19 protein-coding genes are annotated in these 22,298 nt (G+C 58.5%); 17 read left to right on the forward strand and 2 right to left on the reverse strand.

What is annotated here, in order from left to right; all coding sequences use genetic code 11:
- Positions 1-4 precede the first annotated feature (4 nt).
- The 10 genes from ccoO (at position 5) to nusG (ending at position 8,483) form a co-directional block, all read left to right on the forward strand.
- The gene (ccoO, locus tag ACR0I8_RS09460; protein WP_170375411.1) at positions 5-733 is read left to right on the forward strand and encodes a cytochrome-c oxidase, cbb3-type subunit II; all 729 of its coding nucleotides are present in this window, start codon (positions 5-7) and stop codon (positions 731-733) included.
- An 11-nt stretch (positions 734-744) separates the two neighbouring features.
- Complete coding sequence (locus ACR0I8_RS09465; protein ID WP_170375409.1) at positions 745-951, forward strand: cbb3-type cytochrome c oxidase subunit 3; 207 nt, start codon at positions 745-747, stop codon at positions 949-951.
- A complete protein-coding gene (ccoP, locus tag ACR0I8_RS09470; protein ID WP_170690603.1) occupies positions 948-1,811 on the forward strand; it encodes a cytochrome-c oxidase, cbb3-type subunit III in 864 nt (287 codons plus the stop codon). Before ACR0I8_RS09465 ends, ccoP begins: the two co-directional genes overlap by 4 nt.
- A gap of 415 nt (positions 1,812-2,226) precedes the next feature.
- The gene (locus ACR0I8_RS09475) at positions 2,227-3,105 is read left to right on the forward strand and encodes a LysR family transcriptional regulator (RefSeq protein ID WP_170690601.1); all 879 of its coding nucleotides are present in this window, start codon (positions 2,227-2,229) and stop codon (positions 3,103-3,105) included.
- Between the two features lie 99 nt (positions 3,106-3,204).
- Positions 3,205-4,632, forward strand: a complete 1,428-nt coding sequence (ccoG, locus tag ACR0I8_RS09480; protein ID WP_170690599.1) for a cytochrome c oxidase accessory protein CcoG — start codon at positions 3,205-3,207, stop codon at positions 4,630-4,632.
- A gap of 2 nt (positions 4,633-4,634) precedes the next feature.
- A complete protein-coding gene (locus tag ACR0I8_RS09485; protein WP_170460237.1) occupies positions 4,635-5,093 on the forward strand; it encodes a FixH family protein in 459 nt (152 codons plus the stop codon).
- Positions 5,094-5,097: 4 nt separating this feature from the next.
- Complete coding sequence (locus tag ACR0I8_RS09490) at positions 5,098-7,275, forward strand: heavy metal translocating P-type ATPase (RefSeq protein ID WP_480703066.1); 2,178 nt, start codon at positions 5,098-5,100, stop codon at positions 7,273-7,275.
- 5 nt (positions 7,276-7,280) lie between these two features.
- On the forward strand, positions 7,281-7,439 hold the full coding sequence (gene ccoS / locus ACR0I8_RS09495) for a cbb3-type cytochrome oxidase assembly protein CcoS (RefSeq protein WP_170375394.1): 159 nt from the start codon (positions 7,281-7,283) through the stop codon (positions 7,437-7,439).
- Positions 7,440-7,540: 101 nt separating this feature from the next.
- Positions 7,541-7,738 carry a preprotein translocase subunit SecE gene (gene secE / locus ACR0I8_RS09500; RefSeq protein WP_170690596.1) on the forward strand — a complete coding sequence of 66 codons (198 nt, stop codon included), beginning with the start codon at positions 7,541-7,543 and terminating at the stop codon, positions 7,736-7,738.
- A 211-nt stretch (positions 7,739-7,949) separates the two neighbouring features.
- On the forward strand, positions 7,950-8,483 hold the full coding sequence (nusG, locus tag ACR0I8_RS09505; protein ID WP_117872965.1) for a transcription termination/antitermination protein NusG: 534 nt from the start codon (positions 7,950-7,952) through the stop codon (positions 8,481-8,483).
- 35 nt (positions 8,484-8,518) lie between these two features.
- On the opposite strand, the gene ACR0I8_RS09510 is transcribed toward nusG, so the two are convergent.
- Positions 8,519-8,896 (reverse strand): winged helix-turn-helix transcriptional regulator, encoded by a 378-nt coding sequence (locus ACR0I8_RS09510; RefSeq protein WP_170690595.1) that lies wholly within the window; start codon positions 8,894-8,896, stop codon positions 8,519-8,521.
- A gap of 114 nt (positions 8,897-9,010) precedes the next feature.
- Here ACR0I8_RS09510 and ACR0I8_RS09515 point away from each other — a divergent pair, with 114 nt between their 5' ends.
- The 3 genes from ACR0I8_RS09515 (at position 9,011) to rplA (ending at position 11,131) form a co-directional block, all read left to right on the forward strand.
- Entirely contained in the window at positions 9,011-9,727 is a 717-nt protein-coding gene (locus tag ACR0I8_RS09515; RefSeq protein ID WP_170690593.1) for a glutathione binding-like protein, read from the forward strand.
- Between the two features lie 254 nt (positions 9,728-9,981).
- Positions 9,982-10,431, forward strand: a complete 450-nt coding sequence (gene rplK / locus ACR0I8_RS09520; protein ID WP_113791694.1) for a 50S ribosomal protein L11 — start codon at positions 9,982-9,984, stop codon at positions 10,429-10,431.
- Between the two features lies 1 nt (position 10,432).
- A complete protein-coding gene (gene rplA / locus ACR0I8_RS09525; protein ID WP_170375389.1) occupies positions 10,433-11,131 on the forward strand; it encodes a 50S ribosomal protein L1 in 699 nt (232 codons plus the stop codon).
- 66 nt (positions 11,132-11,197) lie between these two features.
- On the opposite strand, the gene ACR0I8_RS09530 is transcribed toward rplA, so the two are convergent.
- Entirely contained in the window at positions 11,198-12,157 is a 960-nt protein-coding gene (locus ACR0I8_RS09530; protein WP_170690591.1) for a phosphotransferase, read from the reverse strand.
- A 434-nt stretch (positions 12,158-12,591) separates the two neighbouring features.
- On the opposite strand from ACR0I8_RS09530, the gene rplJ reads away from it, so the two are divergent.
- The 4 genes from rplJ to rpoC all read left to right on the forward strand — a co-directional run bounded on the left by rplJ (position 12,592) and on the right by rpoC (position 22,243).
- Positions 12,592-13,110: a 50S ribosomal protein L10 gene (gene rplJ / locus ACR0I8_RS09535; protein ID WP_170690590.1), complete on the forward strand. Its 519-nt coding sequence runs from the start codon at positions 12,592-12,594 to the stop codon at positions 13,108-13,110.
- Positions 13,111-13,189: 79 nt separating this feature from the next.
- Entirely contained in the window at positions 13,190-13,564 is a 375-nt protein-coding gene (gene rplL, locus ACR0I8_RS09540; RefSeq protein ID WP_008204003.1) for a 50S ribosomal protein L7/L12, read from the forward strand.
- 250 nt (positions 13,565-13,814) lie between these two features.
- On the forward strand, positions 13,815-17,951 hold the full coding sequence (gene rpoB, locus ACR0I8_RS09545) for a DNA-directed RNA polymerase subunit beta (RefSeq protein ID WP_170690588.1): 4,137 nt from the start codon (positions 13,815-13,817) through the stop codon (positions 17,949-17,951).
- A 50-nt stretch (positions 17,952-18,001) separates the two neighbouring features.
- Positions 18,002-22,243 carry a DNA-directed RNA polymerase subunit beta' gene (rpoC, locus tag ACR0I8_RS09550; protein WP_170471243.1) on the forward strand — a complete coding sequence of 1,414 codons (4,242 nt, stop codon included), beginning with the start codon at positions 18,002-18,004 and terminating at the stop codon, positions 22,241-22,243.
- The last annotated feature ends 55 nt before the right edge of the window (positions 22,244-22,298 follow it).

A 22,298-nucleotide genomic window follows, 5' to 3' on the forward strand; every position in this document is an offset into this window, starting at 1 on the left:
AGCAATGGCAATTCTTGACAAACACAAAGTGCTTGAGACCAACGCGACCCTTCTGCTGATCTTCAGCTTTCTGGTCGTGACCATCGGTGGCATCGTTCAGATCACCCCGCTGTTCTATCTTGAGAACACTATCGAGAAGGTGGAGGGTATGCGCCCTTACACCCCTCTCGAGATGGCGGGCCGTGAGATTTACATCCGCGAAGGCTGCTATGTCTGCCACAGCCAGATGATCCGTCCCATGCGGGACGAGGTCGAACGCTATGGCCATTACTCGCTGGCGGCTGAGTCGATGTATGACCACCCGTTCCAGTGGGGATCCAAGCGGACCGGACCTGATCTGGCACGTGTCGGCGGCCGTTACTCGGACGATTGGCATGTTCGCCACCTGCGCGATGCGCAATCAGTGGTGCCGGAATCGGTGATGCCGAAATATGGCTTCCTCGAAAACCGCAAGATCGATGGCAAGTATATCGGCGACATCATGGCGGCAAATGCGGTGGTCGGTACACCTTACACCGACGAGATGCTGGAGAACGCGCAAGCTGACTTCCGCGCTCAGGCCGATCCCGACAGTGACTATGACGGGCTGCTGGAGCGTTACGGTGACAAGGTCAACGTCCGCAACTTCGATGGTCAATCCGACCTGACCGAAGCTGACGCGCTGATCGCCTATCTGCAAATGCTGGGCACGCTGGTCGACTTCTCGACCTTCACGCCTGACGCAAACCGCTGAGGGAGGGTGCAATGGAAGAATATACTCTCCTGAGGCAGTTCGCAGATAGCTGGATGTTGCTTCTGTTGTTCGCCTTCTTTGTTGGCATCATTGTCTGGGTGTTCCGCCCAGGCGCCAGCAAGGAATACAGCGACACCGCCAACATCCCTTTCCGGCACGTTGATGCACCCGCACCGCAGCAAGACCAACCCGCCACATCCGAGGAGGCGCGGAAATGACTAAGACACCTGAAAAACAGCCGGGTGACCCCAATACAACCGGTCACAGCTGGGACGGCATCGAAGAATTTGATAATCCGATGCCCCGCTGGTGGCTGTGGACCTTCTACGCCACGATCTTCTGGGGTGTAATTTACACGATCATGTATCCCGCATGGCCACTGGTTCAGTCGGCAACGGCAGGCGTCATGGGTTGGTCATCTCGGGCCGAAGTCCAGCAAGAGCTGGTCTCGTTCGAAGAGGCCAACGCTCCGTGGAATGCCAAGCTGGTGGACACCCCGCTTGAGGAGATTTCGGCTGATCCTGAGTTGCAGCAATATGCCGTCAACGCAGGCAGCGCTGTGTTCCGCACCTGGTGTGCACAGTGTCACGGCTCGGGCGCGCAGGGCGCGGCTGGCTTCCCGAACCTTCTGGATGATGCATGGCTGTGGGGTGGCACGATGGAGGATATCCATTTCACCGTCAGCTATGGGATCCGGAACGAGGAAAGCGACGATGCGCGCTATTCCGAGATGCCGGCCTTTGGTGAGCTCCTCGAAGGCGAAGAGATCACTCAGGTGGTTCAGTACGTGATGTCGCTGACCAATGCGCAGACCGATGATGCGGCCGCGCAGGCAGGCAAGGTTGTCTTCGAAGACAATTGTGCCGCCTGTCACGGCGAGGAAGGCAAAGGCGACGTCTTCCAGGGCGCGCCGAACCTGACGGATGCCATCTGGCTCTATGGCGGCAGCGAAGAGGCCCTGACTGAAACGGTGACCTACAGCCGTTTTGGCGTGATGCCCCCATGGGATACCCGCCTGACCGAGGCGCAGATCCGCGCCGTGACTGCCTATGTCCACCAACTGGGTGGCGGTCAGTAAGGCTATAAGAATACCTCGGGGCGGCTCGCTGCCCCTTGGTCCCGGCACCGGCTGTTCCATCTGTTCGCGCGTTTCCTGAACAGCCGGTGCCTATTTCCAAAACCATCATTTCCAGAACCATCATAGAGCCATTGGCCAATCCAGAACAGGCCGCGTTTCAAAGGTCCTCTAGATCGACCGTGCGCGGGTGTTTCCTCCACCAATGATGCTCGGGCAACCAGCGCGATTTGTTGCGGGTTGGTTTTGGTGCATCCCTGAGATTTGGCTCGTTGATCCGTGTCGCGGTCATGAACGATTTTGCAAAAACACTCAGCATGAGGCTTTCCTTTCGCGTTTTCTGTATGCGCCTAGGATGATGTTTCCCTGTACAGGATGCGAGCCAATTGCTATTTCTATATGTAAGTTGGGATTACATATGAACTGGTTGAAACTGCCTCCTCTCTCGTCCCTTCGCGCTTTTTCGGCTTTTGCTGAGAAGGGTGGTGTGGTGCAGGCCGGAGCGGCGCTGAATGTGAGTCACGCTGCCATAAGCCAGCAGTTGCGTGTGTTGGAGAAGCACATGGGCGTCGCTCTGGTCCGGCGCGATGGGAAGTCGCTCTCCCTGACACCCGAAGGCGCGCATCTGGCGCGTGCGGTGCAGCTTGGGTTCGGTTCAATCGGCGCTGCCGTGGAAGAGGTGATGAGCGCAGGCGGCGCCCGTCCGGTTCATGTGTCGCTGACACCAACCTTCGCCGCCTCGTGGTTGATGCCGCGACTGCCGGAATTTCAGGCCAAATACCCTGAAATCAGCCTGACGATCGATCCTTCTCCGCATTTGGTGGAACTCACGCCAGGCGGCGTCGATGTTGCGATCAGGTACGGGTCTGGTGGGTGGCCTGGTGTGGACTGCGAAATGTTGCTTGAAACCCCTTTTGTTGTCGTCGCGGCCCCCAGCCTGCTGGGCGGTCGATCAGATTGGACGCCGGAGGAGTTGAGCCAGCTGCCTTGGCTGGAAGAGTTCGGCACCACCGAGGCCTCGACCTGGCTGGCCAGACGTGGAGTGGATCATCCGCCTCAGGGGCGTCGCATCTCGCTGCCGGGGACCTTGCTGCTTGAAGGGCTGCGTGCGGGGCAGGGCGTCACAGCCACGGTGCGACATTTCGTCGAGCAGGACATCAAGGCGGGCCGCCTTGTAGAGCTCCATACCGAGCCTGAAAGCAGCGGATACCACGTTTTGACGGCAAAAACGCCTCTTAGACCGGCGGTAAAGACTTTTGTCAGCTGGTTAAGGCGGCAGGCGGGTGACGCACGGTAAAAGGTGTTTGTCCGATGCGCGTTTTGACCCATGTCAATGTTTGCGCGTCCATGATCTGGAAGAACACACTTCCATAAGACCCATCCTTGGAGCCAGCCAGTGAGCGATTCCGATCCCGCCCCCAGCTTGTATGCCGCCCGAGAACCTATCTTTCCTCGGCGTGTCTCAGGTCCGTTCCGGAACCTGAAATGGATTATCCTGATTGTGACCTTGGGGATCTACTACGTCACCCCTTGGATCAGATGGGACCGAGGGCCCAGCCTGCCGGATCAGGCTGTGTTGCTGGACCTGGCCAACCGCCGCTTCTATTTCTTCTGGATCGAGATCTGGCCGCACGAATTCTACTTTGTTGCGGGCCTTCTGATCATGGCCGGTCTTGGGCTTTTCCTGTTCACATCGGCCTTGGGCCGGGTGTGGTGTGGATATGCCTGCCCGCAGACCGTCTGGACCGACCTGTTCATTCTGGTCGAACGCTGGATCGAGGGCGACCGCAATGCCCGCTTACGCCTGCACCGGCAAGAGAAGATGGACCTCCGCAAGGCCCGTTTGCGTCTGACGAAATGGACCGCATGGTTCCTGATCGGCCTCGCAACCGGCGGAGCCTGGGTCTTCTACTTTGCCGACGCGCCAACCCTTCTGCATGATCTGGTGACCGGCGACGCACACCCGGTTGCCTACACGACCATGTTGATCCTGACCGGCACCACTTTCTTATTTGGTGGCTTCGCGCGCGAACAGATCTGCATCTATGCTTGCCCTTGGCCGCGCATTCAGGCCGCGATGATGGACGAGGACACTCTGGTCGTCGGCTACCGCGAATGGCGCGGTGAGCCGCGTGGCAAAGGCAAGCGCACGGCCGATTCCGAGTTGGGCGATTGCATCGACTGCATGGCCTGCGTGAATGTCTGCCCTGTTGGTATCGACATTCGCGATGGTCAGCAGTTGGAGTGCATCACCTGCGCCCTTTGCATCGACGCCTGCGACGACATGATGGCCAAGATCGGTAAACCGCGGGGTTTGATCGACTATATGGCGCTGAGTGATGAGGCGCATGAGCGCGCAGGTCAGCCACCTAAGAATATCTGGAAGCACATTCTGCGTCCGCGCACGATCATGTACACCGCGTTGTGGTCTCTGGTCGGTTTCGCGCTGCTGTTTGCCCTGTTCATCCGGTCCGATATCGACCTGACGGTCGCGCCTGTGCGCAATCCGACCTTTGTGACTATGTCGGACGGCACCATCCGCAACACCTACGACGTGCGCCTGCGCAACAAACATGGCGAAGAACGTCCGTTCAATCTGTCTCTGACCGGCGATCCGGCCATGTTACTGGAAATCGAAGGCGTTGACGGGCAAACTGTTACTGTGGCCCCCGATACCGCGCAACTGGTACGCGTCTACATTACGGCGGCGCCTGACACGGGGCCTGCGCGTGCGGATACTTCCGCCGTCCGGATCTGGGTTGAGGATATCGACAGCGGCGAACGCGCCTATAAAGACACAAGCTTCAACGGACGAGGGAACTGATCATGTCCGAGCGGAAATTCACCGGTAAACACGCCCTTGCGGTGTTCGTATGTGCCTTTGGTGTGATCATCACGGTGAACTTGATCCTGGCCTATAGCGCGGTCAAAACCTTCCCGGGGCTGGAGGTCAAAAACTCCTACGTTGCAAGTCAGGAGTTCAACGACCGTCTGAAGGAGCATCAGGCGTTGGGCTGGGAGGTGCGCGCAGAAAACACGGGCGGTCTGCTGATCCTGCACATCACCGATGCCACCGGCGCGCCGGTTCAGGTGGCTGAGTTGCAGGCCGTTGTGGGCCGTGCAACCCATGTGCGCGATGATTTCTCGCCCGATTTCACCTTTGACGGGCTTGCCTATGCAACGCCTGCGACGCTGGGCAAGGGGAACTGGAACATCCGTCTGGTCGCCCGCGATCATTCAGGGGCCGAGTTCGCTCAGCGGGTACCCCTGTACGTGAAAGGGTAGGGCGGTGACGGTTCAGCTATCCTCAGGTACGTCGGCTTGTCCGGGGTGTATCGCCGCCCCGGCGGAAGCTGCGCGGCCGATCCCTGAGGATGTTCAGATCGCGTTGTCTCTGCCCGGCATCCATTGCTCGGCTTGTATCGCCAATGTCGAGCGGGCTTTGAACGCCCATCCGGGGGTCGGGGACGCGCGCGTCAACCTGACCCTGAAACGTGCGATGATCAAAGCCGCGCCTGAAATGCGCGCTGCTGATCTGATACCGGTGTTGGAGCACGCGGGTTATGAGGCGCATGAGCTGGACGCTGGTGCCCTGTCGGCCACCAGTGCGAACAAGGCGGGGCGTGACCTGCTGATGCGCTTGGCGGTGGCCGGGTTTGCCTCGATGAACGTGATGCTGCTGTCGGTCTCGGTCTGGTCGGGGGCGACGGACGCGACGCGGGATATGTTCCACTGGATCTCTGCCGCAATCGCCCTGCCTGCGATAGCATTCTCGGCCCAGCCCTTCTTTGCCAACGCTTGGTCGGCCCTTCGCGTGCGTCGGCTGAACATGGATGTGCCGATCGTTCTGGCGATTCTGCTGGCGCTGGTGACGTCGCTTTGGGAAACAGCGCTGAGCGGCGAACACGCCTATTTCGACGCCGCGCTGACGCTAACCTTCTTTCTGCTGGCAGGTCGATACTCAGACTACCGCACCCGCGCCGCCGCGCGGTCCGCGGCTGAGGAGCTGACAGCGCTAGAGGTCCCTCGTGCCCTTCGGCTGATCGACGGCTCTGAAGAAGAAGTCGCTGTATCCGCCCTGGCCGTCGGAGACCTGATCCTTGTGCGGCCCGGAGGGCGGATGCCGGTGGATGGCCAGATTGTCTCAGGCCAGTCTGAATTGGACCGCTCCCTGCTGACGGGTGAGACCCTGCCTGTATTTGCTGAGGCAGGCCAGATCGTCAGCGCTGGCGAGGTCAACCTGACCGGCCCTCTGACCATCCGCGCCACGGCGGTTGGCGAAGATACATCCCTCCATCGTATGGCTGATCTCGTGGCCATCGCCGAATCCGGCCGGTCTAGATACACCTCGCTAGCGGACAAAGCGGCCAAGCTTTACGCCCCCGGCGTTCACATCCTGTCGGCGCTCAGCTTTGTGGGCTGGTACATCTATTCCGGCGACCTGCGCACGGCTCTGAACATCGCGGCAGCGGTGCTGATCATCACTTGCCCTTGCGCTCTGGGGCTGGCGGTTCCTGCGGTGACCACGGCGGCCTCGGGTCGGTTGTTCCGCAAGGGGATGCTGATAAAACACGCCACCGCGCTGGAGCGTCTGGCCGAGGTCGACACGGTCGTCTTCGACAAAACCGGCACTCTAACCTCCGGCGCGCCCGAGGTGATCAATCTGGGCTATCACACCACGGCCGATCTTGAGATCGCACTGGCTCTGGCTGAGGCATCGGCGCATCCCTTGTCGGTCGCTCTGGCCAAAGCGGCGCGTGAGGCCGGGATCAAACCCGCTAAGCTGCGCGATATCGCCGAGGTTCCGGGCTTTGGCACCGAAGCCCAGTATCGAAACCAGCGCGTGCGCCTTGGACGTGCGGCTTGGGTCGGTGCGGAACAAGGGGTCGAGACCTCTGCATGGCTGTCAGTTGGATCGAACGCGCCGGTGGCCTTCCGGTTTACCGATGCCTTGCGGCCGGGCGCGGCCGAGGCCGTCTCGGGCTTTGCCAAGGCCGGAAAGCAGGTGGTCCTGATTTCAGGCGATTCGACGGGGGCGGTGAAAGCACTGGCCGTGAAACTGGCGATCGAGAACTGGATTGCCGAAGCGCTGCCTCAGGACAAGGCGCAGCGCATTCAGGACCTCAGCGAGCGGGGCCACAAGGTCCTTATGGTGGGCGATGGCCTGAATGATACGGCAGCCCTCGCGGCAGCGCATGTGTCGATCTCGCCTGCCTCGGCCCTGGACGCGGCGCGCGTTGCGTCTGACATCGTACTTCTGGGAACTGACTTGTCCCCCATCGCGGATGCCTGCGACACAGCCGTCAAAGCCACGAAACGGATTCGCGAGAATTTCCGGATTGCCACGGTCTATAACGTGATTGCGGTGCCGTTGGCGGTGATCGGGCTAGCCACGCCATTAATCGCAGCGTTGGCGATGTCGACCTCGTCGATTACCGTATCTTTGAATGCCCTGCGGCTGAGGTAACTGTCATGGAAGTGCTCGCTTATCTGATCCCGATTTCCCTGTTTCTGGGCGGAATTGGCTTGGTTGCTTTTGTCTACACGGTCCGCTCGAACCAATACGAAGACCCCGAGGGCGATGCGCGCCGTATCCTCAGCGATGAATGGGATGACAAACCCAAGCAGTAGCTGGCTGAGGGTGCAAAATCACAGTTGATCCCAACCGCCCTTGAAATTGCCGCAATGCCCGGCTATGTCCGGCCTATCCGCTAGCAGAGAGAACCCGCCAAATGGCCACCACCAACCCGATCCAGTTCATTCAGCAAGTTCGAGCCGAAGTTTCCAAGGTCATCTGGCCGACCCGGCGCGAGGTGCTGTTGACCACGGTCATGGTGTTCATCATGGCTGCTCTGACCGCTGTTTTCTTTGCTCTGGTCGATCTGGGCATTCGTGGCGGTTTGCAACTGATCCTGGGCGCGTTCAGCTAACGCCCCTCAAGCGCGGAAACACCGCAGCCCCCCTTGCACAGCACGGAATCTCAGAGTACTTCACACGGGACTATTCGGAATGGGCGTGTGGCGATTCGGGCTGCGCGCCGCTTTTTATTCCGGAACACGCGGACAGGCCGCGACAGGATTTCAATACAGGGTGAACCCGCGATGCGGGGCTTGGCCCAAGACAAACAAGGACGACAGGTTCATGGCGAAACGGTGGTACTCGGTCAGCGTTCTTTCGAATTTCGAAAAGAAGATCGCAGAGCAGATCCGCACGTCGGTGGCTGAACAGGGTCTTGAGGACGATATCGACGAAGTACTGGTCCCCACCGAAGAGGTGATCGAAGTCCGTCGCGGCAAGAAAGTCACGACCGAGCGCCGGTTCATGCCCGGCTACGTGCTGGTTCACATGGAAATGTCGGATCAGGGCTATCACCTGATCAACTCGATCAACCGCGTCACCGGTTTCCTTGGTCCCCAAGGCCGCCCGATGCCGATGCGCGACGCCGAAGTGAACCAGATCCTGAACCGCGTTCAGGAAGGTGAAGAAGCGCCTAAGCTGATGATTAGCTTCGAGGTCGGCGAGAAGGTCAAGGTCAACGACGGCCCGTTCGAAGATTTCGACGGCATGGTCGAGGGCGTGGACGACGAGAACCAGAAGCTGAAAGTCTCGGTTTCGATCTTTGGTCGGGAAACGCCGGTCGAGCTGGACTTTACGCAGGTTACCAAGCAGGGCTGATTGCCCGGACCGGGCAACCTGAGTTGGTCCTGATATCAGTTTGCTTCGTCGGGCTTCTCGGCGGGCAGACTTTCGCTCCATTTGCGCAGTTCATCCAGAAAGCCAAGGGCGGTACGTCCGAAATCGGTTATCTCGTAGTCCACGGATAGTGGTCTCGTATCCAGCACGTTGCGGCGAACCAAGCCTTGTTGTTCAAGCTGTCGTAGCCGCTCTGTGATCATCTTTTTGCTGGCGCCACTGATCATCCTCGACAGGTTGTTGAAACGCACCGGGCCATCCTTGAGATGCCAAAGGATTGATCCTGTCCATTTACCCCCGATGATACGCATACCTTGTTCAATCGCGCAGGGTGCTTCGCATGCGTCTTTCACCGTTTTTCGGCCATGTTGATCTTGGTGAATATGCGCTTCCATCGGTGCATCCTTTGCCCTGACTAGGTTACAAAAAGTAAACTAGTTGATTTTTGATATTTAGTGCGCAGCTTTTGAAAGGTCCATTGGATTAACGATCTCTATTGGAGAACTTAAATGTCGCAACCTGCAATTCACCTCTACACCGCAGCAACTATGAACGGATATAAACCAGTCATTTTTCTGGAAGAGGCTGGTATCCCCTACGATCTGACCGCTATCGACTTTTCAAAACAGGAGCAGAAAACGCCTGAATACCTGTCGTTGAGCCCAAACGGGAAAATCCCGACAATTGTTGACCGCGATCAGGACCGCGCAATTTTCGAGAGCGGTGCGATCCTTTGGCACTTGGCCGAGAAATATGGGAAATTTCTTCCTGATGATCCGGAAAAGCGCTTGGACGTGATGCAATGGATGTTTTTCCAGGTTGGTCACGTCGGACCAATGATGGGGCAGGCCATGTACTTTCAACACATCGCAGCGCCGAACGGCCATACAGAGCCATTTTCGATCAAGCGCTATGTTGATGAATCGCGACGGCTGCTTGAAGTTCTCAACACCCGACTGGACGGCCGCCACTGGCTTGCCGCAGATGAGTATACAATCGCGGATATGATGACGTACCCTTGGGCGCGTGCCTATGTTTGGGCACGGGCGAGCGTTGAAGGTCTCCCGCATTTGCAGGCTTGGTTCGATCGCATTGACGCGCGCCCGGCGGTTCAAAGAGCGTTGACCATCCCGAAAAGCAACCCGCAGTTTTGGGACGTTAACGCAGATGCCAGTGCGTTTTCGAAAGAGAACGCCGCCCGATTTGCCAGCGATGTAAAGAAGTAGGGCATCCCCAATGCTGGTTCTGCGCGGCTTTGGGCTGTGCCGGTCTTGCTGCGCCTGGCAAGACTGCATCCAAAGTGGTCGTCGTTGAGAGCGCGTCGACCACTTGCCAACCCCGCCATTCCACTGTAGATGCCGCCTCTATCGTCTTCGGGCGAGATTCTCTCGTGGGAGGTTTCAGGGATCGCGATCCCGGATCGGACCACGCAACATAAACCGGGTGGGACGCGTCCTGCCTACGTTGAAAGGAAAGCCAAATGGCTAAGAAGCTTGCTGGTACAATGAAACTGCAGGTTCCTGCAGGTCAGGCGAACCCGTCGCCTCCAGTTGGTCCAGCGCTGGGTCAGCGCGGCATCAACATCATGGAATTCTGCAAGGCGTTCAACGCCAAGACCGCAGACATGGAGCAAGGTGCTCCTTGCCCGACCGTGATCACCTATTATCAGGACAAGTCCTTCACGATGGACATCAAGACGCCGCCCGCGTCTTATTACCTGAAAAAAGCGGCTGGTCTGAAGCCGGTTGGCAAGCGTAACCGTCCTCGTGGGGCCGAGAACCCAGGTCGTGAGACCGTGGCCACCGTGACCACCAAGCAGGTTCGCGAAATCGCCGAAGCCAAAATGAAAGATCTGAACGCCAACGACGTCGAAGGCGCAATGCAGATCATCCTGGGCTCGGCCCGCTCTATGGGCATCGAGGTGAAGTAAGATGGCAAAACTCGGTAAACGTACCCGCGCTGCGCGCGAAGCTGTCGCCGGCAAAGAAAACCTGTCGGTTGAAGAAGCAGTTGCCCTGGTAAAAGGCAACGCGACCTCGAAATTCGACGAGACCATCGAAATCGCGATGAACCTGGGCGTTGACACCCGTCACGCAGACCAGATGGTTCGTGGCGTCGTTGGCCTGCCGAACGGCACCGGTAAAGCGATGCGCGTTGCTGTTTTCGCTCGTGGCCCCAAGGCAGACGAAGCGAAAGAAGCAGGTGCAGATATCGTTGGCGCAGAAGACCTGATGGAAACCATCCAGGGCGGCACCATCGAGTTCGATCGCTGCATCGCGACCCCTGACATGATGCCGATCGTTGGCCGTCTGGGTAAAGTTCTGGGCCCGCGCAACCTGATGCCGAACCCCAAAGTTGGCACCGTGACCATGGACGTGAAAGCGGCCGTGGAAGCAGCCAAAGGTGGTGAAGTTCAGTTCAAAGCTGAGAAAGGTGGCGTTGTGCACGCCGGTGTTGGCAAAGCGTCCTTCGACGAAGCCAAGCTGGCGGAAAACGTCCGTGCCTTCATCTCGGCTGTTGCGAAAGCCAAGCCGTCGGGCGCCAAAGGCACCTACATGAAGAAGATCGCGCTGAGCTCGACCATGGGCCCGGGTGTGACTCTGGACGTGGCGGCTGCAGCAGGCGAATAAGCCTTAGCGCAGACGTAGCAATCCTTGAAACCCGAGTAGCGCAAGTTGCTCGGGTTTTTTGCTGCCTTAGCGAAAGGCCTGTTGCAGGCGCACTTGTAGCCGCTCTCGTTTGCGCAGTTCGAACTCGCTGCACGTGAAGTTGGGTTGCCAGAGACGCAACCAGTCCTTCAGCAATCGGCCCCGCAGGCAGCAATCGAGGATCTGAGTGTCGATCGGGTGGCGATACTGGCGGAAGAACATCTCCTTGTTGCGGGTCAGAACGCCGCTTCGATCGATGTCCCTATTGGCCCCGTCCCGGAAGATATCCGCCTTCAGAAAGTCGACGATATCATAGACGGCCAGCTTGTCGCGGGCCTCGGTGAAATCCAGCCCGATGGCGGTGCCTTGGCCCATGATCAAGTTCAGGCCGTGAAAATCCCCATGTGAAAACACGCGCAGGTCAGGGCAGTATTTCAAGGATGCGGCTTCGGCTAGAAATTCCTCGACCATGGGTTGGCTGATTTCCAAGATATGCGAGGGAACTTGGGTGGACTGCTCGCATATGCTGTCGATCATCCAACGCGGCCGAAACGCGTAGTCCGTGGCGTTTTGAACCCCGTGCAGGTCATGCAGCCACGACCCCGCACGGCGATAGACTTGTGCCACCTGGGCGTCGTCTTCGCTGTTGTAGATGATGTCTGTCGCGGTCGGACGCGCGACAAACTCGGTCACCATGAATGCGCCGCTTGGTGACATGTAGACGGGGCGAACGACCCGATTGTTTTTGGACCTCTTGAAGTGATCGGTCAGTTGCACCAGCAGATCGAACTCTTTGCGCAAGCGCCCTGTTTCCGGCGACAGTGTATCAAGTTTCAGCGCGTAGGAACGGTTCGAGGTTTCGACCTTCCACACCAGACGGCTATCGGGAAATGCATGGGATCGGCAGTGGAACCGGATCTGCGTGATGGGCGTGCACAGACAGTCCTGCGCCAACTCTTGGGCGCAGGCACTGGCCTTGTCGAATTCTTCCAGAGTAACCGCTGTCATTTTGCCTCAAGCCCGGAGTGTTTTCGGGCATTCATACCGGAGGTGACCGTAGCTGAAACCCACTGTCAATGACATTGCTGGCGTCTATTGACCGCTCTGCGGGTCGCCCCGCATACAAAGGGCGGTTCGGACCTGATGCCGCAAGTGCAAATAGGGGCAATTTACCCCTTGGAAACCCCCTCCATCTGCCCTAAGTAGGGCTGCGAAGTAAAGCGTGCGATTCGTCGTGCGCTTTATTTCGTTTCGTCCAAGACGGTGGGTGGTGCCAGATGGCCCTTAATTCCCTGCCTGAGACGGGTAAGACCAAAGAATTCTGAGGGTCCCACCCTCGGGCGCATTTTGGCCAATCCCGTAACAACGGACCTGAACGCTGGGGTTAACCCCTCGGCAAATATGAGCCGGGGTGAGTGATCGCCCCAAACTTGGAGAGAACTGTGGATAGAGCCCAGAAAGAGAAAGTGGTCGAGGAACTCGGCCAAATCTTCGAAAGCTCTGGCGTCGTAGTGGTTGCTCACTACGCCGGTCTGACAGTTGCCGAGATGCAGGACCTTCGCGCACGTGCTCGTGACGCGGGTGGCTCCGTGCGTGTTGCCAAGAACAGGCTCGCCAAAATCGCCCTTGAGGGTAAGCCGTGTGAAAGCATGGCCGACCTGCTGACAGGGATGACCGTTCTGACCTATTCCGAGGACCCTGTGGCAGCAGCCAAGGTGGCCGAGGACTTCGCCAAAGAGAACCAAAAGTTCGAAATCCTTGGCGGTGCAATGGGCGAGAACGCTCTGGACCGGGCTGGTGTTACAGCCGTGTCGAAAATGCCGTCGCGTGAAGAGCTTATTGCTACGATCGCTGGTATGCTTGGCGCGCCTGCTTCGAACATCGCCGGTGCAATTGGCGCACCTGCAAGCAACATCGCAAGCATCCTTTCCACCATCGAAGATAAGGCGGAAGCTGCGTAAGCGGTTGGCACTGAATGATCTGCGTAGGGGATACCCCCTGACGTTGGAACACACACTGTAAACGGAAAGAGCTGATAAAATGGCTGATCTGAAAGCACTCGCAGAAAGCATCGTGGGTCTGACCCTGCTGGAAGCACAAGAACTGAAAACCATCCTCAAAGACGAATACGGCATCGAGCCCGCAGCAGGCGGCGCAGTTGTCATGGCTGCTGGTGGCGACGCCGGCGGTGCAGCTGAGGAAGAAAAAACCGAATTCGACGTCGTTCTGAAGAACGCCGGCGCATCGAAAATCAACGTCATCAAAGAAGTTCGCGGCATCACCGGCCTGGGCCTGAAAGAAGCCAAGGAACTGGTCGAAGCCGGCGGCAAGATCAAAGAAGGCGTGGACAAAGCAGAAGCAGAAGACGTCAAAGCCAAGCTGGAAGCAGCTGGCGCCGAAGTCGAACTGGCCTAAGCTTAGTCTCTGGCGCATCGCTGATGTGCCGAAAAATTTGGCTGGGTCCGGAGAAATCCGGGTCCAGCCGAACCTGTCTTAGAAAGGGCCTCAATTCGTGGGGCGTTTTCTAAGACACGGTTTTCGGATCGGGAGGCCGCCTTCGGGACGGTGGCCACGAATTGATCCGGGCGTGTCGTCTCGAATGTGCAAGATGCCGGGGCCCGACGGTGTCTTTGCCCGCTGAGAACATCGAAAGGTGACATCTGACATGGCTCAAACGTTCCTTGGCCAGAAACGTCTTCGTAAATATTACGGCAAAATCCGCGAAGTGCTGGAGATGCCGAACCTCATTGAGGTACAGAAATCTTCTTATGATCTTTTCCTGCGCTCCGGCGATGCAGAACAGCCCACGGACGGCGAAGGCATCAACGGTGTGTTCCAGTCGGTTTTCCCGATCAAGGATTTCAACGAAACCTCCGTTCTGGAGTTCGTGAAATACGATCTGGAAAAACCGAAATACGACGTCGAAGAGTGCATGCAGCGCGACATGACCTACAGCGCACCGCTGAAGGTCACTCTGCGTCTGATCGTGTTTGATGTCGATGAGGACACCGGCGCGAAATCGGTCAAAGACATCAAAGAACAGGACGTATTCATGGGCGACATGCCCCTGATGACACCGAACGGGACGTTCATCGTGAACGGCACCGAGCGTGTGATCGTGTCCCAGATGCACCGCTCGCCCGGTGTGTTCTTTGACCACGACAAGGGCAAGACCCATTCCTCGGGCAAACTGCTGTTTGCCTGCCGCATCATCCCGTATCGCGGCAGCTGGCTGGACTTTGAGTTCGACGCCAAAGACATCGTCTTCGCCCGTATCGACCGTCGCCGCAAACTGCCTGTGACAACCCTGCTATATGCACTGGGTCTGGATCAGGAAGCGATCATGGACGCGTATTACAACACTGTGTCCTACAAGTTGGACAAGAAGAAGGGCTGGGTCACGCCGTTCTTCCCCGAGCGTGTACGCGGCACCCGTCCGACCTATGATCTGGTTGACGCCAAATCTGGTGAAGTGATTGCCGAAGCGGGCAAGAAAGTCACCCCGCGCGCGGTCAAAAAGCTGATCGACGAAGGCACTGTCACCGACCTGTTGGTTCCGTTCGATCACATCGTTGGCAAATACGTCGCCAAGGACATCATCAACGAAGAAACCGGTGCGATCTATGTCGAAGCCGGTGACGAGCTGACGCTGGAATATGACAAGGACGGCGATCTGATCGGCGGCACCGCGAAAGAGCTGATCGACGCGGGTATCACCGACATTCCGGTTCTGGACATCGACAACGTCAATGTTGGTCCGTACATGCGCAACACCATGGCGCAGGACAAGAACATGAACCGCGAAAGCGCGCTCATGGACATCTACCGCGTCATGCGTCCGGGTGAGCCGCCCACCGTCGAAGCCGCGTCGGCTCTGTTTGACACTCTGTTCTTCGATAGCGAGCGTTACGACCTGTCCGCAGTTGGCCGTGTGAAGATGAACATGCGTCTGGCTCTGGACGCGCCGGACACCCTGCGCACCCTGCGCCGCGAAGACATCGTGGCCTGCATCAAGGCACTGGTGGAACTGCGTGACGGCAAAGGCGACATCGACGATATCGACCACCTCGGCAACCGTCGTGTGCGTTCGGTTGGCGAGTTGATGGAAAACCAGTATCGCGTTGGCCTGCTGCGCATGGAACGCGCCATCAAAGAGCGTATGTCGTCGGTCGAGATCGACACTGTCATGCCGCAGGACCTGATCAATGCGAAACCTGCTGCGGCTGCTGTCCGCGAATTCTTCGGCTCGTCGCAGCTGTCGCAGTTCATGGACCAGACCAACCCACTGTCGGAAGTTACTCACAAACGCCGTCTCTCGGCGCTTGGCCCCGGTGGTCTGACGCGTGAGCGTGCAGGCTTTGAGGTGCGCGACGTACACCCGACCCACTATGGCCGGATGTGCCCGATTGAAACGCCGGAAGGTCCGAACATCGGTCTGATCAACTCGCTGGCCACATTCGCCCGCGTGAACAAGTATGGCTTCATCGAAACACCCTACCGCGTCGTCAAAGACGCAGAGGTGACCGATGAGGTTCACTACATGTCCGCGACCGAGGAAATGCGTCACACCGTGGCGCAGGCGAACGCGACGCTGGATGCTGATGGCAAGTTCATCAACGATCTGGTCTCGACCCGTCAGGCTGGTGACTACACCCTCGCCCCGCGCGAGAACGTGGACCTGATCGACGTGTCGCCGAAACAGCTGGTCTCGGTCGCCGCATCGCTGATCCCGTTCCTTGAAAATGACGACGCCAACCGCGCTCTGATGGGCTCGAACATGCAACGTCAGGCGGTTCCGCTGCTGCGCGCCGAAGCGCCGCTGGTCGGTACCGGGATCGAGGAAAAGGTCGCGATCGACTCGGGCGCTGCGATTCAGGCGAAACGCGCTGGTATCATCGACCAGGTCGATGCCCAGCGTATCGTTATCCGCGCGACTGAGGATCTGGAACTGGGCGACGCTGGCGTTGACATCTATCGTCTGCGTAAATTCCAGCGTTCGAACCAGAACACCTGCATCAACCAGCGTCCGCTGATCAAGGTGGGTGACACCGTCCAGAAGGGCGAGGTCATTGCTGATGGTCCGTCGACCGATATGGGTGAACTAGCCCTTGGTAAGAACGTGGTCGTCGCGTTCATGCCGTGGAACGGTTACAACTACGAAGACTCGATCCTGATCTCGGAACGTATCGCGCGTGACGACGTCTTTACCTCAGTCCATATCGAGGAATTCGAAGTCGCTGCCCGTGACACCAAACTGGGTCCGGAAGAGATCACCCGCGACATTCCGAACGTCGGTGAAGAAGCGCTGCGCAACCTCGACGAGGCGGGCATCGTTTACATCGGTGCGGATGTTGAGCCGGGCGATATTCTGGTCGGCAAGATCACTCCGAAGGGCGAAAGCCCGATGACCCCGGAAGAAAAGCTGCTGCGCGCCATCTTTGGTGAGAAAGCATCTGACGTGCGCGACACATCGCTGCGCGTGAAGCCGGGTGATTACGGTACGGTCGTTGAGGTCCGCGTCTTCAACCGTCACGGTGTGGAAAAAGACGAGCGTGCGCTTCAGATCGAGCGTGAGGAAGTCGAACGTCTGGCCCGTGACCGGGACGACGAGCTGGCGATCCTGGACCGCAACATCTATGCGCGTCTGCAGGGCCTGGTCCTGGGTAAAACCGCTGTCAAAGGCCCGAAAGGCGTCAAGCCGGGGTCGGCGATCACCGAGGACCTGCTGGAAACCCTGACCCGTGGTCAGTGGTGGCAGTTGGCGCTGGAAGGTGAACAGGATGCACAGATCGTTGAGGCTCTGAACGAGCAATACGAAGTGCAAAAGCGTGCTCTGGACGCCCGTTTCGAAGACAAGGTCGAGAAAGTCCGCCGTGGTGACGACTTGCCGCCGGGTGTGATGAAGATGGTCAAAGTCTTTATCGCCGTGAAGCGCAAGCTGCAGCCGGGCGATAAGATGGCCGGTCGTCACGGGAACAAAGGTGTGATCTCCAAGGTTGTTCCGATGGAAGACATGCCGTTCCTGGCCGATGGTACGCCGGTAGACTTCTGTCTGAACCCGCTTGGTGTGCCTTCGCGTATGAACGTTGGTCAGATCCTTGAAACCCACATGGGTTGGGCCGCACGCGGTCTGGGTCTGAACATCGACGACGCTCTGGGTGAATACCGCCGCTCTGGCGATCTGACCCCTGTTCGCGAAGCGATGAAGCTGGCCTATGGCGAGAATGTCTACGAAGAAGGCATCACCGGTCTGGACGAGGATGGCCTGATCGAGGCTGCGGGCAATGTGACCCGCGGTGTTCCGATCGCAACCCCTGTCTTCGACGGCGCCAAAGAGGCTGACGTCAACGACGCGCTGGTGCGTGCGGGCTTCTCTGAAAGCGGTCAGTCGGTTCTGTTCGACGGTCGTACCGGTGAGCAATTCGCGCGTCCGGTGACCGTGGGCATCAAGTACCTGCTGAAACTGCACCACCTGGTGGACGACAAGATCCACGCGCGTTCGACCGGTCCGTACAGCCTGGTTACCCAGCAGCCGCTGGGTGGTAAGGCGCAGTTCGGTGGTCAGCGCTTTGGTGAGATGGAGGTCTGGGCTCTGGAAGCTTACGGCGCCGCCTACACCCTGCAGGAGATGCTCACCGTGAAATCGGATGACGTCGCCGGCCGAACCAAGGTCTATGAGTCGATCGTCAAGGGCGAGGATAACTTTGAAGCGGGCGTACCGGAATCGTTCAACGTTCTGGTTAAAGAAGTCCGTGGCCTCGGCCTGAATATGGAACTCCTGGATGCGGAGGTTGAGGAGTAAGGGCGCTGCCCTTTCTCCCGTCCCCCCTTCCGCAAGATTTGAGGTAACAAATGAACCAGGAAATCACCAACAACCCGTTCAACCCGCTGACGCCCCCGAAGGTCTTTGACGAGATCAAGGTCTCGCTGGCGTCGCCCGAGCGGATCCTGTCTTGGTCCTATGGCGAGATCAAGAAACCCGAAACCATCAACTACCGGACGTTCAAGCCCGAACGTGACGGTCTGTTCTGCGCGCGTATCTTTGGCCCGATCAAAGACTACGAATGTCTGTGTGGCAAATATAAGCGGATGAAGTATCGTGGCGTTGTCTGCGAGAAATGCGGTGTGGAAGTCACCCTGCAGAAAGTCCGCCGCGAGCGTATGGGCCACATCGAACTGGCCGCGCCTGTTGCACATATCTGGTTCCTGAAATCGCTGCCGTCCCGCATCGGTCTGATGCTGGACATGACGCTGCGCGATCTGGAACGCGTTCTGTACTTTGAAAACTATGTCGTCATCGAGCCCGGTCTGACTGACCTGACCTATGGCCAGATGCTGACCGAAGAAGAGTACATGGACGCTCAGGATGCCTATGGCATGGACGCGTTCACCGCGAATATCGGTGCTGAAGCTATCCGTGAGATGCTGGCCCAGATCGATCTGGAAGCCGAAGCCGAGCAGCTGCGTGCTGATCTGGCCGAAGCAACCGGCGAGCTGAAGCCCAAGAAGATCATCAAGCGTCTGAAGGTTGTTGAGAGCTTCCTCGAGTCGGGCAACCGGCCCGAGTGGATGGTGATGACTGTGATCCCGGTCATTCCGCCAGAACTGCGTCCGCTGGTTCCGCTGGATGGTGGCCGTTTTGCGACCTCGGATCTGAACGATCTGTATCGCCGCGTCATCAACCGGAACAACCGTCTGAAGCGTCTGATCGAACTGCGCGCACCTGACATCATCGTCCGCAACGAAAAGCGGATGCTGCAGGAATCTGTTGACGCTCTGTTCGACAACGGCCGTCGCGGCCGCGTGATCACCGGCGCCAACAAGCGTCCGCTGAAATCGCTGTCGGACATGCTGAAAGGTAAGCAGGGTCGCTTCCGTCAGAACCTTCTGGGTAAGCGGGTCGACTTCTCGGGCCGCTCGGTCATCGTGACCGGTCCGGAACTCAAGCTGCATCAGTGTGGTCTACCCAAGAAGATGGCGCTGGAGCTGTTCAAGCCGTTCATCTACTCGCGCCTTGAAGCCAAGGGGCTGTCTTCGACCGTGAAGCAGGCGAAGAAACTAGTCGAAAAAGAGCGTCCCGAAGTTTGGGATATCCTCGACGAGGTGATCCGCGAACACCCTGTCATGCTGAACCGTGCGCCGACGCTGCACCGTCTTGGCATTCAGGCGTTCGAGCCGGTCCTGATCGAAGGTAAAGCCATCCAGCTGCACCCGCTGGTCTGTTCGGCCTTTAACGCCGACTTCGACGGTGACCAGATGGCCGTTCACGTCCCGCTGAGCCTTGAGGCCCAGCTGGAAGCCCGTGTTCTGATGATGTCGACGAACAACGTTCTGTCGCCTGCAAACGGCGCACCGATCATCGTTCCGTCGCAGGATATGATCCTGGGTCTCTACTATGTGACCCTGGAACGCGAAGGTATGCCGGGCGAAGGCAAGGTGTTCGGGTCGATCGACGAAGTTCAGCACGCTCTGGATTCCGGCGAAGTGCATCTGCACTCGAAAATCACCGCGCGGATCACGCAGATCGACGACGAAGGCAACGAAGTTCAGAAGCGCTATGAAACCACTCCGGGCCGTCTGCGTCTGGGTGCGTTGCTGCCGATGAACAACAAAGCGCCGTTCGATCTGGTCAACCGTCTACTGCGGAAGAAAGAAGTGCAGCAGGTGATCGACACCGTCTACCGCTATTGCGGTCAGAAAGAGTCGGTCATCTTCTGTGACCAGATCATGTCGATGGGCTTCAAAGAAGCCTTCAAGGCGGGCATCTCGTTCGGTAAGGACGACATGGTCATTCCGGACGACAAGTGGGGCATCGTTGATGACACCCGCGGTCAGGTGAAGGACTTTGAACAGCAGTACATGGACGGCCTGATCACTCAGGGCGAAAAGTACAACAAAGTTGTTGATGCCTGGTCGAAGTGTAACGACCGCGTCACCGAGGCTATGATGAGCACGATCTCGTCGTCGGATCGGGCAGAGGATGGCTCCGAGCAGGAACCGAACTCGGTCTACATGATGGCCCACTCCGGTGCGCGTGGCTCGGTTACTCAGATGAAGCAGCTGGGCGGTATGCGCGGCCTGATGGCCAAGCCGAACGGTGACATCATCGAGACGCCGATCATCTCGAACTTTAAAGAAGGTCTGACCGTTCTCGAGTACTTCAACTCGACCCACGGTGCCCGTAAGGGTCTGTCGGACACCGCTCTGAAGACGGCGAACTCGGGTTACCTGACCCGTCGTCTGGTGGACGTGGCACAAGACTGCATCGTTCGTGAGATCGACTGCGGCACCGAGCGTGCGATTACTGCCGAAGCCGCCGTTAACGACGGTGAGGTTGTTGCCTCGCTGGCCGAACGTGTGCTGGGCCGTGTGGCGGCTGACGATGTTCTGCGCCCGGGCACCGATGAGGTGATCGTGGCCGCAGGCCAGTTGATCGACGAGCGCATGGCAGACACCATCGACGAAGCCGGTGTTGCGTCGATGCGCATCCGCTCGCCTCTGACCTGTGAGTCCGAGGAAGGCGTCTGTGCAACCTGCTACGGTCGTGACCTTGCGCGTGGTACCATGGTGAACACAGGTGAAGCCGTCGGCATCATCGCCGCGCAGTCCATCGGTGAGCCCGGTACACAGCTGACCATGCGGACCTTCCACATCGGCGGTGTTGCGCAAGGTGGTCAGCAGTCGTTCCAGGAAGCCAACCAGGAAGGCGTTGTCGCGTTCGAGAACCCGCAGATCCTGGTCAATGCCGCAGGCGAAAGCCTGGTCATGGGCCGGAACATGAAGCTGGTGATCAACGACGAACACGGCGAAGAGCGTGCCAGCTTCAAGCTGGGCTACGGCTCTAAGCTGTTCGTCAAAGACGGCACCAAAGTGGCCCGTGGCGACAAGCTGTTCGAGTGGGATCCCTACACCCTGCCGATCATCGCCGAGAAAGCCGGTACTGCGAAATATGTTGACCTGGTTTCGGGCCTTGCTGTCCGCGACGAGACCGACGAAGCAACCGGTATGACCCAGAAGATCGTGATCGACTGGCGCGCGGCCCCCAAAGGCAGCGACCTCAAGCCCGAGATCATTCTGGTCGGCGAAGATGGCGAACCGGTCCGCAACGACGCGGGCAACCCGGTTCACTATCCGATGTCGGTGGATGCGATCCTGTCGGTCGAAGACGGTCAGAAGGTCGAAGCCGGTGACGTTGTTGCGCGTATCCCGCGTGAAGGTGCCAAGACCAAGGACATCACCGGTGGTCTGCCGCGTGTGGCCGAACTGTTCGAAGCGCGTCGTCCGAAAGATCACGCGATCATCGCAGAAGCCGATGGTTACGTGCGCTTCGGTCGCGACTACAAGAACAAGCGCCGCATCAGCATCGAACCGGCTGACGAGTCCATGGAGACCATCGAGTACATGGTACCCAAGGGCAAGCACATCCCGGTCGCCGAAGGGGACTTCATCCAGAAGGGTGAGTACCTGATGGACGGTAACCCGGCTCCGCATGACATCCTGTCCATCATGGGTGTCGAAGCGCTGGCGGATTACATGATCGACGAAGTGCAGGACGTGTATCGTCTGCAGGGCGTGAAGATCAACGACAAGCACATCGAGGTCATCGTGCGCCAGATGCTGCAGAAGTGGGAGATCCTGGATTCAGGCGACACCACCCTGCTGAAGGGCGAACATGTCGACAAGCAAGAGTTCGACGCGGCCAACGAGAAGACCATTGCCCGCGGTGGTCGTCCGGCACAGGGCGAGCCGATCCTTCTAGGGATCACCAAAGCCTCGCTGCAAACGCGTTCGTTCATCTCGGCGGCGTCGTTCCAGGAAACCACTCGTGTGCTGACCGAAGCTTCGGTTCAGGGCAAGAAGGACAAGCTGGTTGGCCTGAAAGAGAACGTCATCGTTGGTCGTCTGATCCCCGCCGGTACCGGTGGTGCAACTCAGGCCGTTCGCCATATCGCGCAGTCGCGTGACAACGTGGTCATCGAAGCCCGCCGGGAAGAGGCCGAAGCAGCCGCTGCTCTGGCCGCGCCTAGCTTTGACGACGACATGGTAGGGGATGAGCTGGACGTTCTGGTGGAAACACCGGAAAGCCGCGAGTAACCTTCGGATATGAGAGAAAGAAAAGGCCCTGCGATTTCGCGGGGCCTTTTTGTTT

It is taken from the genome of Ruegeria sp. BG9, from assembly GCF_056538305.1.